The sequence below is a fragment of the Exiguobacterium sp. s36 genome, assembly GCF_018618345.1.
GTDB lineage: Bacteria > Bacillota > Bacilli > Exiguobacteriales > Exiguobacteriaceae > Exiguobacterium > Exiguobacterium chiriqhucha.
In genome coordinates this window covers 127,367-142,211 of record NZ_JACSLW010000002.1, presented here as the reverse complement: position 1 = coordinate 142,211, position 14,845 = coordinate 127,367, and the positions used below count along the sequence as shown (strand labels likewise).

Annotated in this window: 21 protein-coding genes; 11 read left to right on the top strand and 10 right to left on the bottom strand. The window is 53.4% G+C overall.

What is annotated here, in order from left to right; translation table 11 throughout:
* Positions 1–79: 79 nt before the first annotated feature.
* Complete coding sequence (gene hisJ / locus KNP95_RS06185; protein WP_214836178.1) at positions 80–892, bottom strand: histidinol-phosphatase HisJ; 813 nt, start codon at positions 890–892, stop codon at positions 80–82.
* A gap of 109 nt (positions 893–1,001) precedes the next feature.
* Here hisJ and KNP95_RS06180 point away from each other — a divergent pair, with 109 nt between their 5' ends.
* The 10 genes from KNP95_RS06180 to hisE are packed head-to-tail and all read left to right on the top strand — an operon-like array spanning position 1,002 to position 7,949.
* Positions 1,002–1,925, top strand: coding sequence for an ATP phosphoribosyltransferase regulatory subunit (locus tag KNP95_RS06180; protein ID WP_214833608.1), 924 nt, complete (start codon positions 1,002–1,004; stop codon positions 1,923–1,925).
* The gene (gene hisG / locus KNP95_RS06175; protein WP_214836175.1) at positions 1,922–2,530 is read left to right on the top strand and encodes an ATP phosphoribosyltransferase; all 609 of its coding nucleotides are present in this window, start codon (positions 1,922–1,924) and stop codon (positions 2,528–2,530) included. Before KNP95_RS06180 ends, hisG begins: the two co-directional genes overlap by 4 nt.
* Complete coding sequence (gene hisD / locus KNP95_RS06170; RefSeq protein ID WP_214836172.1) at positions 2,527–3,744, top strand: histidinol dehydrogenase; 1,218 nt, start codon at positions 2,527–2,529, stop codon at positions 3,742–3,744. Before hisG ends, hisD begins: the two co-directional genes overlap by 4 nt.
* Positions 3,741–4,754 carry a pyridoxal phosphate-dependent aminotransferase gene (locus KNP95_RS06165; protein ID WP_214836170.1) on the top strand — a complete coding sequence of 338 codons (1,014 nt, stop codon included), beginning with the start codon at positions 3,741–3,743 and terminating at the stop codon, positions 4,752–4,754. The genes hisD and KNP95_RS06165 overlap by 4 nt, the downstream gene beginning before the upstream one ends.
* The gene (gene hisB, locus KNP95_RS06160) at positions 4,741–5,328 is read left to right on the top strand and encodes an imidazoleglycerol-phosphate dehydratase HisB (RefSeq protein ID WP_214836167.1); all 588 of its coding nucleotides are present in this window, start codon (positions 4,741–4,743) and stop codon (positions 5,326–5,328) included. Before KNP95_RS06165 ends, hisB begins: the two co-directional genes overlap by 14 nt.
* Entirely contained in the window at positions 5,325–5,912 is a 588-nt protein-coding gene (gene hisH / locus KNP95_RS06155) for an imidazole glycerol phosphate synthase subunit HisH (protein WP_214836164.1), read from the top strand. Before hisB ends, hisH begins: the two co-directional genes overlap by 4 nt.
* A complete protein-coding gene (gene hisA, locus KNP95_RS06150; protein WP_214836161.1) occupies positions 5,890–6,603 on the top strand; it encodes a 1-(5-phosphoribosyl)-5-[(5-phosphoribosylamino)methylideneamino]imidazole-4-carboxamide isomerase in 714 nt (237 codons plus the stop codon). The genes hisH and hisA overlap by 23 nt, the downstream gene beginning before the upstream one ends.
* Positions 6,596–7,363, top strand: a complete 768-nt coding sequence (hisF, locus tag KNP95_RS06145; RefSeq protein WP_214836158.1) for an imidazole glycerol phosphate synthase subunit HisF — start codon at positions 6,596–6,598, stop codon at positions 7,361–7,363. The genes hisA and hisF overlap by 8 nt, the downstream gene beginning before the upstream one ends.
* Positions 7,312–7,644 (top strand): phosphoribosyl-AMP cyclohydrolase, encoded by a 333-nt coding sequence (gene hisI, locus KNP95_RS06140; protein ID WP_214719726.1) that lies wholly within the window; start codon positions 7,312–7,314, stop codon positions 7,642–7,644. Before hisF ends, hisI begins: the two co-directional genes overlap by 52 nt.
* Entirely contained in the window at positions 7,641–7,949 is a 309-nt protein-coding gene (gene hisE, locus KNP95_RS06135; RefSeq protein ID WP_214836155.1) for a phosphoribosyl-ATP diphosphatase, read from the top strand. Before hisI ends, hisE begins: the two co-directional genes overlap by 4 nt.
* Before the next feature lie 41 nt (positions 7,950–7,990).
* Here the strand turns inward: hisE and KNP95_RS06130 are convergent, their stop codons facing one another.
* Positions 7,991–8,914, bottom strand: a complete 924-nt coding sequence (locus KNP95_RS06130; RefSeq protein WP_214836152.1) for a DUF7916 family protein — start codon at positions 8,912–8,914, stop codon at positions 7,991–7,993.
* A 90-nt stretch (positions 8,915–9,004) separates the two neighbouring features.
* Here KNP95_RS06130 and KNP95_RS06125 point away from each other — a divergent pair, with 90 nt between their 5' ends.
* Positions 9,005–9,559, top strand: a complete 555-nt coding sequence (locus KNP95_RS06125) for a maltose acetyltransferase domain-containing protein (RefSeq protein ID WP_214832789.1) — start codon at positions 9,005–9,007, stop codon at positions 9,557–9,559.
* A gap of 33 nt (positions 9,560–9,592) precedes the next feature.
* Here KNP95_RS06125 and KNP95_RS06120 read toward each other — a convergent pair whose 3' ends face one another.
* The 8 genes from KNP95_RS06120 to KNP95_RS06085 form a co-directional block, all read right to left on the bottom strand.
* The gene (locus KNP95_RS06120; RefSeq protein WP_214832787.1) at positions 9,593–10,597 is read right to left on the bottom strand and encodes a pyridoxal phosphate-dependent aminotransferase; all 1,005 of its coding nucleotides are present in this window, start codon (positions 10,595–10,597) and stop codon (positions 9,593–9,595) included.
* The gene (locus KNP95_RS06115; RefSeq protein WP_034777396.1) at positions 10,594–11,352 is read right to left on the bottom strand and encodes a transporter substrate-binding domain-containing protein; all 759 of its coding nucleotides are present in this window, start codon (positions 11,350–11,352) and stop codon (positions 10,594–10,596) included. Before KNP95_RS06115 ends, KNP95_RS06120 begins: the two co-directional genes overlap by 4 nt.
* 98 nt (positions 11,353–11,450) lie before the next feature.
* The gene (locus KNP95_RS06110) at positions 11,451–12,005 is read right to left on the bottom strand and encodes a P-loop nucleotide/nucleoside kinase family protein (protein ID WP_214836149.1); all 555 of its coding nucleotides are present in this window, start codon (positions 12,003–12,005) and stop codon (positions 11,451–11,453) included.
* Between the two features lie 9 nt (positions 12,006–12,014).
* Positions 12,015–12,737 carry a nucleotidyltransferase domain-containing protein gene (locus tag KNP95_RS06105; protein ID WP_214836146.1) on the bottom strand — a complete coding sequence of 241 codons (723 nt, stop codon included), beginning with the start codon at positions 12,735–12,737 and terminating at the stop codon, positions 12,015–12,017.
* Positions 12,738–12,860: 123 nt separating this feature from the next.
* Positions 12,861–13,211 carry a VOC family protein gene (locus KNP95_RS06100; RefSeq protein ID WP_214719719.1) on the bottom strand — a complete coding sequence of 117 codons (351 nt, stop codon included), beginning with the start codon at positions 13,209–13,211 and terminating at the stop codon, positions 12,861–12,863.
* Positions 13,212–13,225: 14 nt separating this feature from the next.
* On the bottom strand, positions 13,226–13,726 hold the full coding sequence (locus tag KNP95_RS06095; protein ID WP_214836143.1) for a DNA topology modulation protein: 501 nt from the start codon (positions 13,724–13,726) through the stop codon (positions 13,226–13,228).
* A 13-nt stretch (positions 13,727–13,739) separates the two neighbouring features.
* Positions 13,740–14,186, bottom strand: a complete 447-nt coding sequence (locus tag KNP95_RS06090) for a GNAT family N-acetyltransferase (protein ID WP_214832779.1) — start codon at positions 14,184–14,186, stop codon at positions 13,740–13,742.
* A gap of 17 nt (positions 14,187–14,203) precedes the next feature.
* Positions 14,204–14,704, bottom strand: coding sequence for a hypothetical protein (locus tag KNP95_RS06085; protein ID WP_214832777.1), 501 nt, complete (start codon positions 14,702–14,704; stop codon positions 14,204–14,206).
* Between the last annotated feature and the right edge of the window lie 141 nt (positions 14,705–14,845).

Sequence of the window (14,845 nt, the reverse complement as noted above, 5' to 3'; positions counted from 1 at the left end):
GAAGAAATGGAACGCCATATCGTTATCGACAACCAAAAATGGGGATCTAGATAGCTAGATCGCTGTGAAAAAGCCACGTTCATAGGAACGTGGCTTTTTTTTGTATGCTTTCGAATCCGGCACCCACATCTTTGGCAATATGGGCGTCCGAACCGAGCACGAACGGGATGCCGAGTCCGGCCGCATCAGACGCGACCTCGATCGCATACGGCTGTCCGCATTCGGGTTTGCGGAGTCCGGCCGTATTCAAATCGATCCCGAAGCCACGGGCAGCCATCGTCTGGAGCAGGCGCGACTGTTCGGCCTGGACGTTGGACCGGTCCCATACATAGTTGGACTGATATTTGATTGGTAAATCGATATGCCCGATGCGGTCCACTTTCAGGCGCTCCCATGGGAATGCGAGGCCGGCAGCAAGCGCCGTATAATATTGTTTCATCACGGCCTCGAACGAGCCGATACGTTCGACGAGGACATGAAACGTCTCGAGCGAGAAGTCGACAGGCAGGAGCTCACCGTCAACGAGTATAAAGTGTTGAGACAAGATTGTTTCATCTAATACGTCGGCATAGGGCTCGAGCAACGCCAACGTCTCAGCTTCATAGCCGGGCAAGTAGTCGATCTCTAAACCGAGGCGAAGGTCGAGTGCCGGATACTTCCGTTTTAACGACTGCAAGGCCTCGATATAATCCGGAAGCAACTCGAACGCCATCGCCGAGTCTTTGTCTGGTGTCGGGTCTTGAAACCTGGCCGGGAGCGGAGCGTGTTCGGTGAACGTGAGTGTCTTGATACCACGGGCTAACGCCTGCTCGACGTACGCCTGGAGCGGGTCTGTCGAGCCATGTGGGCAAAATGGGGTGTGAAGGTGACCATCACGGGTAAAGTCAATCATCAGGCGACATTCCTTTCGAGTTCGCCGGTTGACAGCACCGGCTTGGTTTGATAAATTTAACACACTACTTTAGTTTGGTAAAGTGATAATAAGATAAAGGGTGATATCGATGATTTGGTTCAATACAAAAGGATCCATCCCGGAAGGATGGCACGAATTGCAAGGGGAGGACGTTCTGCGTCCGAAGCAGTGGATGTTATCATTTCTCGAACGAGCCGAATCGAACGGCTACAGCGTGATCGAACCCCCACTCGTAGAATATTATTCGCACTATCAAGACTTGGCCTTGTTTGATGAGTCGGCCTATTATCGTCTGTTCGGGAATGACGGAGAGTTGCTCGTCATGCGTCCAGACTATACGTTACAAATTGCACGGAAACTCGCGGACGGTCATGAGCCGATGCGTGTCGCATATGCCGGTGCCGTCTACCGACGTACCCCGAAGCATTCGGGACAGCCGCATGAACGTCAACAGCTCGGTCTCGAATGGATTGACGGGGACGCTCCTGATATGGAGTTGATCGCCTCGTTCCTCAGTATGACCGAGCGTGTCCTGCCGCAAGACGGACTCCGGATTCAAGTTGGATCGGCTGCCTTGGTCGCTGCAGTGGCGGACGAAGCCGGTATCCCAGAACGGACGTTACGCCAATATTTGGCGCTCCGTAACTTGGAATCGCTTCGAGAACTCGCCGATACGTATCAATACCCGTTAATCGCGAAATTACCGTTCTTGATTGGTGACTCTGCACTTGATGAGTTACGTGAAGTCGCGGAGTCAAGCTTGACGGCTGCAATCGATGAAGTCGAACGGGCGGTCGAACATTTACGGTCCATCGGTTTGAATGTCTCGTACGACTTTGGTCAGACTGGTGATTTTGATTACTATTCAGGATTGACGGTGACAGGAAGCATCGACGGACGGCGCGTCCTCTCGGGTGGTCGTTATGATTCATTATACGGACATTTTGGACAATCTCGACGAGCGTTCGGCCTGTCCCTTGATTTAGAACAGTTAAGTGAGGTGATTTTATGAAGGTAGCCATCGCAAAAGGGCGCATTGAAAAAGCGGCCCGAGACTATTTCGAACAAGTCGGACTTACCGTTTGGCCTGAAAAGCGCGGCCGTGAACTGACGGTCGAAGTCGATGGGCATGAGTTCATCTTCGTTAAAGGGGATGACGTCTACAAATATGTCATTCACGGCGCCGCTGATGTCGGCGTCGTCGGCGGAGACATCTTGCGAGAGAAAACGCCGGGGGTTCTTGAAGTCGTCGACTTGCCGTTCGGCCGTTGCCGCATGGCGGTCTGCGGACCGAAAGAACGGAAGAATGGAACGAAAAAATTGAAAGTCGCGAGCAAATATCCGAATATCGCCATCTCTCATTTCGCTTCGAAACGACAGAACGTCGAAGTGATTGCATTGAACGGATCGGTCGAACTCGCACCGCTCACAGGTCTCGCCGATTGCATCGTCGATATCGTCGAGACGGGGGCGACGCTCCGCGCGAACGACCTTGAAGAATACGAGACGATTTTCACGGTGAACGCCAAGTTCATCACGAGTGAGGCGGCACTCGCCAACAATCCTGATGAATTGAAGGCGTGGATTCGTCGCTTGAGCAAGGAGGATGCCCAATGAGCACTGAAACGAACCGGACCCGGCGGGAAAGCTGGGTTGAAGTGGTCAAACCAATCCTCGAGGCCGTGGAGTCGAACGGGGACGAGGCGCTCCTCGCATTCACGAAGAAATTTGACGGCGTCGACAAAATTGAGACGGTCGATTTGACGACCTTTACGCCGCCTGAAGCATACGCCGAACTGACCGAGGCGTTGACGCTCGCCGCCGAACGCATTCGCACGTTTCACGAACGCCAGCGACGTCAAGATGACGTGTACGAAGACGGCATGTTCAGGCTTGGACGTCGTTTCATGGCGCTCGATTCGGTCGGTGTGTATGTACCAGGCGGGACGGCCGTCTATCCGTCGAGCGTGTTGATGAACATCATTCCCGCGAAAGTGGCAGGCGTGAAGCGAGTCGTCATGGTGACGCCGCCGAAACAAGACGGCATCGATTTGTCGTTATTGATTGCGGCAAAAATCGCAGGGGCGGATGAATGTTATCTCGTCGGCGGGGCGCAAGCCGTGGCCGCCTTGGCGTTCGGCACCGAGACAATTCAACCGGTCGATAAAATCGTCGGGCCTGGGAATGCCTATGTCGCGACGGCAAAATCGCTCGTCTCCCACATCGTCGGCATCGATTCGGTCGCTGGACCGTCCGAGGTGCTTATCATCGCCGATGAGACGGCCAACCCGAAATGGGTCGCCGCTGATTTGCTCGCCCAAGCCGAACACGATGTCGAAGCGACGGCACTTGCGCTCGTCACGACTGACGAATTGGCAGTAGCGATTCGACAAGAATTAGAGCGACAATTGGCTGAATTACCGCGGCGTGACATTGCGATAGAGGCGATGAAGCGCGGGGGTGTCCTCGTGAAGACGAAGCATGAGGCGATTCGTTATGCGAACGAGATGGCGGCTGAACACGTCCAACTCGCCGTCGCCGACCCGGAAGATTACATGCAAGCCATCCGTCACGGTGGATCGTTCTTCCTCGGTCATGAAGCGGCGGAGGCGTTTGGGGATTACATCGCTGGACCGAACCACGTCCTGCCGACGAGCGGGACGGCCCGTTTCTCGAGCGGTCTCTCGGTCGATGATTTTTACCGACGCCAGACGTTCCTGCAAATGACAGAACTCGATGAGCGCATCACGCGTGCCGCGATTCGAATCGCGCAACAAGAACAACTTGACGGCCACGCCCGGGCGATGGCGGTCCGATTGGAGGACGTATGAGACTGAACTATGAGACGATTCCACGCTACGTTCCGCATGCGGTCAAAGGGCACGCGTTGAATCAAAACGAAAGCCAATATGTCTTCCCAGAGCGCTTAAAGACGTCTATCCGAGAGCTTCCGCTCGACTTGAGCCATTATCCGGTCGACGAGTTGACGGCGCTTAAACAAAGCTATGCGGCGTATGCCGGTGTGAGCCCGCAGCAACTCATGGTCGGCAGTGGCAGCGATGAATTGCTCGCGATTCTCTGTCAGGCCATTCTCGATGCCAACGATGTCGTCGCCGCACCGATTCCAGACTTTTCGATGTATGGAATTTATACGCACATCGCCCGCGGGAATTTCGTACAGCCGGATACGGACGGATTGTCGTTCGAGGCGCTCATGCAGACGATTGAGGCGGAACGGCCGAAACTTGTCCTCATATCGAACCCGAACAATCCGACCGGAAAGATGTGGTCGATCGATGATCTTGAGACGATTGCCAGTCGAGTCCCGTATTTGGTCGTCGACGAAGCGTATATCGATTTCACGATGGAAGATTCATTCAAAGACCGCCTAGCGGATCACGCGAACGTCATCATTCTCCGGACGTTATCGAAAGCGTTCGGACTCGCGAATCTGCGCATCGGCTTCATGATTGCCGACGAGCGCTTAATCGAGAAGATTGACCGGTTCCGCTCGCCGTTCAATGTGAGTGGGCTGAGTGCGGCCGTGGCGACGGTCGTCTTGAACGACTCCGCTTATATCGATGAGTCGATCAACTTCCATCAAACGCAGCGACAAAAGCTTGAGACGTTGCTCGCACCGATTGGGAACGTCTTGCCAAGTCGTGCTAATTTCCTATACGTCGAGACACCGGACAGCGAAGCCTGGGCCGCCCGATTCCTTGAAAAAGACGTGCACGTTCGCGCGTTCGCAGACGGGCTTCGTGTCAGTGCGGGTACGGACGAGGCATACCGCTTGCTTCAACAAACGATAGAAGAGGTGACTTCACTTGAGAACAGCTGAGACGAAACGAGAGACAAAAGAGACGAACATTGAGCTCAAGCTTGATTTGAGCGGGACGGGGCAGAGTGACGTTAAGACAGGCGTCGGCTTCTTTGACCACATGCTGACACTGTTCGCGTTCCACAGCCAAATCGATTTGACGGTCCATGTCGAAGGGGATACGTGGGTCGACGCTCACCATACGGTCGAAGACGTCGGAATCGCCCTCGGGCAGATGATCAATCAAGCGCTCGGTGACAAAATCGGTATCCGCCGCTACGGCACGAGTTATTTGCCGATGGATGAGACGCTCGCGCGTGCCGTCGTCGACGTGTCCGGCCGTCCGTTTCTCGTCTACCGGACCGAAATCAAAAATCCGAAACTCGGGGACTTTGATACCGAGCTCGCCGAAGAGTTTTTCCGGGCCGTGGCGATGAACGCCCGCTTAACGCTTCATCTTGAGGTGCTCTACGGGTCGAACTCGCACCATATGATTGAAGGGCTGTTTAAAGCGTTCGGTCGCGCCCTCGCTGAAGCAATCGGGCAAGACGGATCGAATCGACTCCCATCGACGAAAGGACTGATCGAAGGATGAAGGTCGCGGTCATCGATTATGGAATGGGCAACGTATTCAATGTCGAACGGGCGCTCCAAGCCATCGGCTGTTACGTTACCATCACGAACGATCCTGTCGACATCGAGGCAGCTGACGCCATCTTGCTTCCGGGCGTCGGCGCATTCCCGCAGGCGATGCAATCGCTGAACGAGACGGGACTGATTCCGTTGTTAAAGCACTCGGCACAGGAGAAGCCGTTCCTTGGCATTTGCCTTGGCATGCAACTCTTATTCGAGTCGAGCACGGAAGGGATCCCGACAGAAGGACTCGGTTTGATTGAAGGCCGCGTTGAACGGATGCGTGCGAAACGTCTGCCGCACGTCGGCTGGAACTCGATTTTACGAGACGAGGACGTCTATTTCGTTCACTCGTATCACGTCATGACCGACCCGGTAAATGTAATCGCCTCTGCCGATTATATGGGTGAAGACGTGCCAGCCATCGTGCAAAAAGGGCTCGTCACGGGGATGCAGTTCCACCCGGAGAAGAGCGGCGCGTTTGGACTCAGTTTATTGAAAGAATGGAAGGAGGCGGTCGAACGTGAGATTACTACCGGCCATTGATTTGATTGACGGAAAAATCGTCCGCTTGACAGAAGGCGATTTCAATACAGAAGAACAGTACGGAGACCCGTATGAGAAATTGAAGGAGTGGCAAGGGCGCGTCCCGATGCTTCACTTGATTGATCTCGAAGGGGCGAAAGCCGGTGAACCGAGACATCTCGATGTCGTCCGCTTTGCCAAAACGTGCGGTTTCTTCGTTCAGACTGGCGGGGGCATCCGTTCCGAGGAAGCGCTCGATGCGGTCATGGCGACCGGTGCGGACCGGGTCTTGCTCGGGACGAAAGCGTTCACAGACTCGGATTTCTTGAACCGGGCGCTCGCGAAGTACGGGGATCGTGTCGCCGTCGCCCTCGATGCCTATGATGGCATCGTCGCCGTCAACGGCTGGCAAGAAGCGACCGACTTAAAAGATATCGATGCCGCGAAAGGGCTCGTTGACCGTGGTGTCAAAACGATTCTTTATACGGACATCGGGTCGGACGGGAAGTTGAACGGACCTAATCTCGAGCGGATGAAGGCGTTGCGCGAGGCTGTTTCAGTCACGATTATCGCTTCGGGAGGTGTGACGACCGAGGCTGATGTCGAAGCACTTCAAGCGGCCGGTATCGACGAAGCGGTCGTCGGGAAGGCACTACTTTCCGGACAAGTCAGCCTCGATGACTTGATTGAGTGGGAGGCGCGCCATGCTTAAACGTCGCATTATCCCTTGTCTTGATGTGAAAGACGGCCGTGTCGTCAAAGGAATCGAGTTCGTGGCACTCCGCGATATCGGCGATCCGGTCGAGATTGCTAAATATTATGATGCCTCGGGTGCCGATGAACTTGTGTTTCTCGATATCACCGCGAGTACGGAACGCCGCCAGACGATGCTCGACGTCGTCAGTGCCGTCGCCCGGAAAGTGTTCATTCCGCTCACAGTCGGTGGCGGTATTCGGTCGCTTGAGGATATTTCCTCGCTCTTAAAAGCCGGGGCCGATAAAGTGTCGCTCAACACGCTCGCCGTCGAATCCCCTGATTTGATTAAACGAGCGGCCGAGCGGTTCGGGTCACAATGTATCGTCATCGCCATCGACGTCAAGTTCGAAGACGACGATTACTTCGTCTATACGTATGGTGGGAAGAACCGGACCGAGTTGCGGGCCGTCGATTGGGCAAAGCAAGTGGCTGCACTTGGGGCGGGTGAACTGCTCGTCACGTCGATGAATCAGGACGGAAAGCAGAGCGGGTACGATTTGCGAATCCTTGATTTGCTGCGGGACGCCGTCGATATTCCGATTATCGCCTCTGGCGGTGCCGGGAACGCGAATCATGTCGTCGACGCGCTCGAGAAGGTCGATGCGGCGCTACTCGCCTCGATTTTGCATGACCGGAAAACGACAGTGGAAGAGGTGAAGCACGTATGCAACGAGCACAACTTGCCGATGCGGTTCGTTACGACGCAAACGGATTGATTCCAGCCATCATCGTGTCGACAGCGGACGACGCCGTCCTCATGTTAGGCTATATGAACGATGAGGCGATTCAAAAGACGCTCGAGACGAACACAGTCACGTTCTGGTCACGTTCGAAAGGGCGACTCTGGATGAAAGGGGAGTCGAGCGGAAATACGCTCGAGCTCGAAAGCATCCACGTCGATTGTGACCAAGACGCACTCTTGGTCCGTGTCCGTGCCAATGGACCGACGTGTCATACGGGAAATCGAAGCTGCTTTTTCACGGAGGTGGAAGGATGATTCACGAATTAGAGAAGTTGATTCAAGAACGACAGGCGTCACCGAAAGAAGGGTCTTATACGTCTTATCTATTCGACCAAGGTGTCGACAAGATTGCCAAGAAGTTTGGGGAAGAGTCGTTCGAAGTCGTCATCGCGGCACTGAACGATGAAGATTTAGTCGAAGAGTCGGCCGATCTCTTGTACCACTTGCTCGTCTTGCTCGCCGCCAAAGGCGTATCATTACAAGACGTCGAGACGATCCTCGCCAAACGACATGGGACGACGACTCCGGCTAAACCACGCCGTGACGTCACGGACTGGTAACACAAAAGGAACGAAGCCACAAGCGGCTTCGTTCCTTTTGATTAGCGGTTGACCGAGGCGGCCATGCGAATATACGTATGGCGCCGTCCCCGGATGGCGATTGATAACGCCTGAATGTTCTCCGGCGTGGCGATTCCGGACAATCCGGCATCGCCGATATGGAACAGATCGGTCCCGCCGCGTTTCGAGGACAAGGCAATGTCACGAATCGTCGCTTCATCTGACCCTTCTTGCGAGGTACCGATGGCGGCGAGAACGAGTTTATCCAACGCCTGAATCTCGCGCGTGACTTCATAGAATTCATTTTCGCGGACGCCAGGAACGGTGCCGGGCGCTGGAATCAAGATAATGTCGGCCCCGGCCTCAGCAAAGCGGACATACGCCTCTTGATCGAGCACTCGGCCGACACCGGCTTGGTGCATCTTGCCGGCGATGATGACCCCAGCGAACTCTTGGCGCGCGTTGATGATGGCTTGCTCGATTGCCTCATTTGTCACCCCGGTATTCGGGTTTCCGGTCAAGCAAATGAAGTCGATGCCAAGCTCGGACGCTCTGGCGAATGCTTCCCGTGTCGCGAGCCGTCCTTGTTTCACGTCATACATGTCCGCTGATTTCTCGGAGAAGTCGACTGGTTCGAGGTTGACCCCAATCGGCAAACCGACGAGCCGCTTCAATTCCATTATCGGATTGTCAGACATTGTCTCGCCCGGTACGTTACCGAACAAGGCGTGGCTTTCGAGACCCTTTATGTACGGGTGGAACACGTCGAGCATATTCAATAGAATCATATCGGCTCCGAACGCTCGAGCGAGTTCGGCGTTCGTCACTTCTGGATAGAGCGGCTGCACGGTCGGGATGACCTCGGCGAGGACGGTCCGCCCCTCGGCTTTCCGAATCGATCCAATCAAATCCGAACGATTGAACGTCAAGAAATCACTGGCTCTGCAATCAAGAATTCGTTTCATCTGTCTATTCCTCCTCTAATTCGTCATGTTCCTATTCCCCATTTGGTCAGAAATTCCTCTATACTAAAAAAAGAAAAGGGGGAGAAGCAGATGACAGAAAAAGAAAAGATGATTCGAGGCGAACTTTATATGGCCGGGGACGACGAGCTCGTCGCCGACCGGCGTCAGGCCAGACGTTTAACGGAACGGTTCAATCGGTCTGGCATCGATGAACTGGATATCCGCAAAGCCTTGTTAGCGGAGCTGTTCGGGTCGACCGGAGGTTCGTTTTATCTGGAACCGACGTTCAAATGCGACTACGGCTATAACATTCATCTCGGAGAACGGTTCTTCGCCAACTTTGACTGCGTATTCCTCGACATCTGTCCGATCACATTCGGTGACGATTGTATGCTTGGTCCAGGTGTGCACGTCTATACGGCGACGCATCCGCTCGACCCGATCGAACGAATCTCGGGCCTTGAATACGGGAAGCCGGTAACGGTCGGACATCGGGTATGGATTGGCGGCGGAGCCATCTTGAATCCAGGGGTGACGGTCGGTGACGATGCCGTTATCGCCTCTGGCGCCATTGTGACGAAAGATGTGCCAGCTCGTGCCGTCGTCGGGGGGAATCCAGCAAAAGTGCTCAAGTTCATACCATGACGAAACGACCCGTCGTGATGTCGGGTCGTTTGTTTATACTGTCGGTTGTGACGCGTAGGTGACTAGTGCCTGACGTGCTGCTTCAAGAGCAGATTCACTGCCGAGGGTGATGCGAATCCCATTCGGTTGCCGGGACGTGTGAACCCCATGCGCGGCGAGGTGAGCCCAAACGGCTTCCGGCTCATCGAGCGTGACGTAAATGAAGTTCGCCTCGGCGGGATGGACGTGTCCAATCGTGGCGAACAAGTCGGTCCACTGTCCACGCATGTCGGCGTGCCAAGCGATGGCCTCATCGAGATACGTCACATCTTGTAAGAACATGTTGGCGATTTTCGCACTGACGCCGCTAATGTTGAACGGCGGGACGAACTGACGGAAGTAAGCGACGAGTTCAGTCGTCGTCACCATGAAACCGAGGCGGACGTTGGCCAGGCCAAACGCCTTCGATAACGTCCGCAACACGATCACATTCGTGAATGAATCAAGGTGAGCCACCATACTCGACGCCGGCGTGAAGTCGATATACGCCTCATCGACGATCAAGTACGGCACGAGTCCCGCTAGTTCGGTCAATTCAGCGACGCTCCACAATTTTCCGGTCGGATTGTTCGGGTTCGACAACAGCAACAGCTTCGGTGTGTGTTTCGTGATCGCCTGGACGAGTGCGTCATACGACAGGTCATCGGCTTGCACGTGACGACCGTGCGCGATCGTTGTGAAAATCGGATAGAGTGCGAAATCCGGGCTCGGTGACAAGACGACGTCTTCCGGTGCCAACAGCGCCTGGGTGACGACGTGAATCATCTCGTCACTGCCGCAACCGACTAGCAATTGATTCGGCTCGACACCGGCGTAGGCTGCATAACGGGTGAACAACTCGTCAATCGGTTGGACCGGATACTCATGTAAGTCTTGGAACGAGATCGTCGCGAGCTGGTCATACAGGCGGGACGGCACCGGGAACTGACTCTCGTTTTGATTCAAACGGTAACCTTCTGGATAGGTGACTGGATAAATTGGCAACGAGACTGGTCTCATTCCGTCGGCTCCATCGAGAACCATTTTTTGGCGAGTTTGTCGATTTCACCTGAGTCAATCATCTTGTTCAACTCCTCGTTGAACTGATCGCGAAGGTCATCCTCCAATTTAAAGGCGGCTGCAGAACCTTTCTCGCCATCTTCTTTAAGCGCGAACGTATAGAGCCCTGCGTCTTGATCCAAGTATTTTTGGGCGACCGTGTCCTCGATGACCATCGCGTCGATCCGACCCGTATTCAACTCTTGGACGATCTCTGGAATCTTATTCAATGAGACGAGCTCTGCCTCCGGAGCTTGGTCTTTGGCGATGTTTTCTTGAATCGAAGCCGTTTGGACACCGATTTTCTTGCCGGCGAGCGCTTCGATCGATTCGAGTGACTCATCTTTCGTCATGACTAAGTTCGTCGCCGACAAGTAGATATCCGAGAAGGCGGCATTTTCTTTGCGCTCTTCGGTCGGCGTCATACCGGCCATAACGAAGTCGACACGTCCGGCGTTTAGTGCCCCGAGCAGGCTACCGAAGTCCATGTCTTCAATTTTGAGTTCGTAGCCGAGGCGTTCCGTGACCGTTTCGGCAATCTCGATATCAAATCCGACAATCTCGTCCCCGTTCGCCGTATCGACAAACTCATACGGGAAGTAATCGGCGCTCGTCCCCATGACGAGTGTCTTTTTCTCTTCGCCCGTCGTCTCTTGGCTACATCCTGCTAATAATGCACTTGCCACTAATCCCCCTGTAATGACCCACTTTTTCATGTATGAATTCCTCCTTCAAGATATGAGACTAAGTGTATATGTATGATTATTAATTGTAAAGCATAAAAATACAAAAAAGTTTAAAAAAATGCATCCGGTCAAAAGTCGCAGGATGCATCAGGTGGTCTATCAATCCCTTGAAGATAGGCGATGACGTCAGGCAAGTACGTCTCGAGGGGGCGATTCGTATCGATTGTAAGCGTATGCATATGTGCAGGTCTTTTACTGGCTGTGACAGTCCGATAAAAATCTTCTGGTGACACGCTCCTGATTTGACTGAGCTTTCGCTCGCGCTCGCGCAAGCGACGATTGATTTCATCGACGTCGTCGACGAGACACTCGACGCAACGATACGTGGCTCCGCTATTTGCCGTCATCGCCAGGCCGCGGTCAATCATTACGCCATACAGACAGGGGCTATCTAGAATGACATTCCGTCCTAAAGACAGATGGAACTCGACGAGCGCCCAGTCGAGATTATAGGCGACTCTTCCGGCCAGCTCCGGGTCGAGCGAATGTTGTGCGGTTGATTCGAGCAGTGCCGTCTTCGTGACATCGTGATCGACGATGACCGCATCCAGTCGTCGGGCGATTTCCCGAGACAGCGTCGACTTACCTGATCCGGGAAAACCGGACATTTGTAGATAGAACATGGAGGCCCCTCACGTTTCGTTTGATTTCCCGCGGCTGAATCCGGCGAACAACCGGCCGCTGAACGGGGAGAGCGTCTCATCGACGTAACGGATGAGCGCGTCGGTTTCGTTCGTTTGATAATACGCCTCAAGGGCGCCAGTGAGTTGACGTGCGGCTGACACATCAAATTGTTCAAGCGAACGATAAGTCCATTTCGATGAACCAATCCATTTTTTGTTCGTACGCAATATGAACTCAGCCGTGAGCTCACCGATTTTTGCGGCGATGAACAGTCCTTCCGAGCGACGGGTACATCCAATCAAGTCATCGAGTGCATCGGTCAGAAAGTATCGTTTCAACTCAATCGTCTCGTCCGACCAAGCCTCCGGCCCGCTGTCGAGCAACGCTCTCGCTTCACGTTTGATGTCTTCGACGATGTCTATGTCCTTCAAGACGATGCCTTCGATGACCATTCTCGGTAACGATGGAATGGCACGCTGGCAATCCTGTTCGAAGAAAGTACGATACGACGTCAAGTTATGGGCGAATAGTTCGATGGGCCATCCGGACTCGATGAACGATTCTCGATAAGACGAGACGAGGGTGTCGTCGAAGATGATGATGTCTAAATCCGACGTCTCGGTCGCCTCACCACGGACGACACTCCCGGCGAGCAACGCGGCCTGACAGTAGGGGAAATGTGTAGAGATAAAGTGATGCGCCGCTTCGAGCGGGTCAATTTTAGAAGGCATTATGGACTCCTTTCAAGTAGAAGTGCGGCAATCAACAAATGGACGTCCGGCGATAACACGCTGTTCCAATAGGCATTCGCCTCCTCATCGGACAAGCCATTCATGAAACCTACGTAGCCCCCGTCAGCATTGGCACATCATCAGGACGTTTCCATCCGGGTCTTTGAAATTAAACCAATGGTCGTGTTCAATCGGGGTTACAATGTCAATTTGTCGTTGCTCCATGTGCGCATACGCCTGATGAATATCCGTTGTGTTCAAATGAAACAGTGGAGTTTTCAGGACGTTCCTTTCAGAAAATATCTTACTATCCAGCACGAGATTCGGTCCGTCGAGCGGAACGACATAGAGATGACCGAACAAAATCTGCCCATCTGCTGGTAAATCGAATAGCTGACAGTACCAGTCCCGTGACGTCGCAACGTCTCTGACGGGAATAAAGACGGTCCCGATTTCTGCGAGAATTGGATTCATTTATTCGCCTCCAGTTAATTCGCTACGAAACGACGGACTTCGGCCCGTGAACGCAGGACAATGATGTCTTTTTCGGATTCAAGTTTGTGTAAACGTTGAAAAATCGCTGGTCGCTGCGACTTTGGATAATCCCATACCCACTTCAAGAACTTCGGATCAAACCGTTCCTCACAAGCAGGGCCCATGTCCGGACGTGTTTTGCTGTGATAGGACAGCATGCGCTTCAAGACGCGATACGTGCAGACGATGCGCGGCAAATCAAGAAATACGACCGTATCGGAAGCATCTACTCGCAAATCGAGTGTGCCGCCGTAATTGTCGTCGATAATCCACGAATCACGTTCAATCAACTCGGACTGAATGACGATTTGTTCTTGTCTCGTGGCAGGTGTCCAATTCGGTTTCCATAACAAGGCAGCCAAATGGTGGACGTCGATGCCGAGTCGAGTTCCTAACTCGCGGGCGAGCGTCGATTTGCCTGAACCACCCGAACCGATGAGAAGTATTTTTTGCATCGAATACCGCCTTTTATAGAGTAATCTTCATAAATTTACTGACGTCAGTGAAGCCGATTTGTTCATATAGGTGCATCGCCGTTTGATTGTGGGCATATACGTTCAAGCGTACGTCGGTATAGCCCATTTGTTTGAACGTATTGAGCGCTTCTCGCATTAACTGTTTCGAATAACCGCGGCCCCGATATGTCGGTTTCACATACAGGTCGTTGATCCAGCCGACCTCCTCGCCAGTCAAATAATCAAATGCTTTGTCGATTTGCGTCCAGCCGATGAGTGTATCGCCATCAACTAGACAGAGAAAATAAGCGCCAAACTTTGCGGAATGCTCGTACGCTTCGATCATCTTTTCCTGATTATCGGGCGAGACGTGAGCAGTCGCTTCTTCGCGATTGGTGCCCGCGAGTGCATAAATTTCGGCTTGTTGTGATTCGGTGGCTCGTTGAAACGTGAGATTCATATCCATTCCGCCTTTAATTAGGAGTCTTTCGATTCAAGGATTCGCCATTTCTCAATGACACCGTCCTCTTCGTACAGGATGCGTACTTCCATCTGGTTTAGGACTAGCCGTTGCTCGCTAGCGAACAGCACAATCGGATAACCGATTGATAGCGGTTCGTCCGCTTCGAAGACTGGGCTATGCGCCTGCATGGCATAATAGCCGTCCGAGCGCGTGTTGGCCGCCCCGGCATCGACTTGAAGCACCGTCTCGAACCCTTGCAGTCGGAGCACATAACTATATGTTGTGCGGGCCCCGCGTTCGAGCCGCCATTCCTCAATGATTGCCTCCCGGCCATCATTCACTTCCTCGAGTAACACTTTTTGGGCTGTGTACTCGCGTTCATACGGAATCATCTCTTGAATGTTGACAGCCGTCATGGTGGCGACTTTTTGTGATTCTTCGGATGGGGGTGTGATTAAAATACCGATAAAAATCAAGATCGGAATGAGCAGATAAATGATGACCCGACTTCGCATATGGTTTCACCTGTCCTTTATCGATTTTTTTCGCCATCTTCCGGCAGAACCCTGCCTGGCGGATGAAATATGTTCATACGACAGGTTGAAATGTCTCGGATTTCGGGAAGGCATGTATGATGAAGGCAGGAGGGGATTACT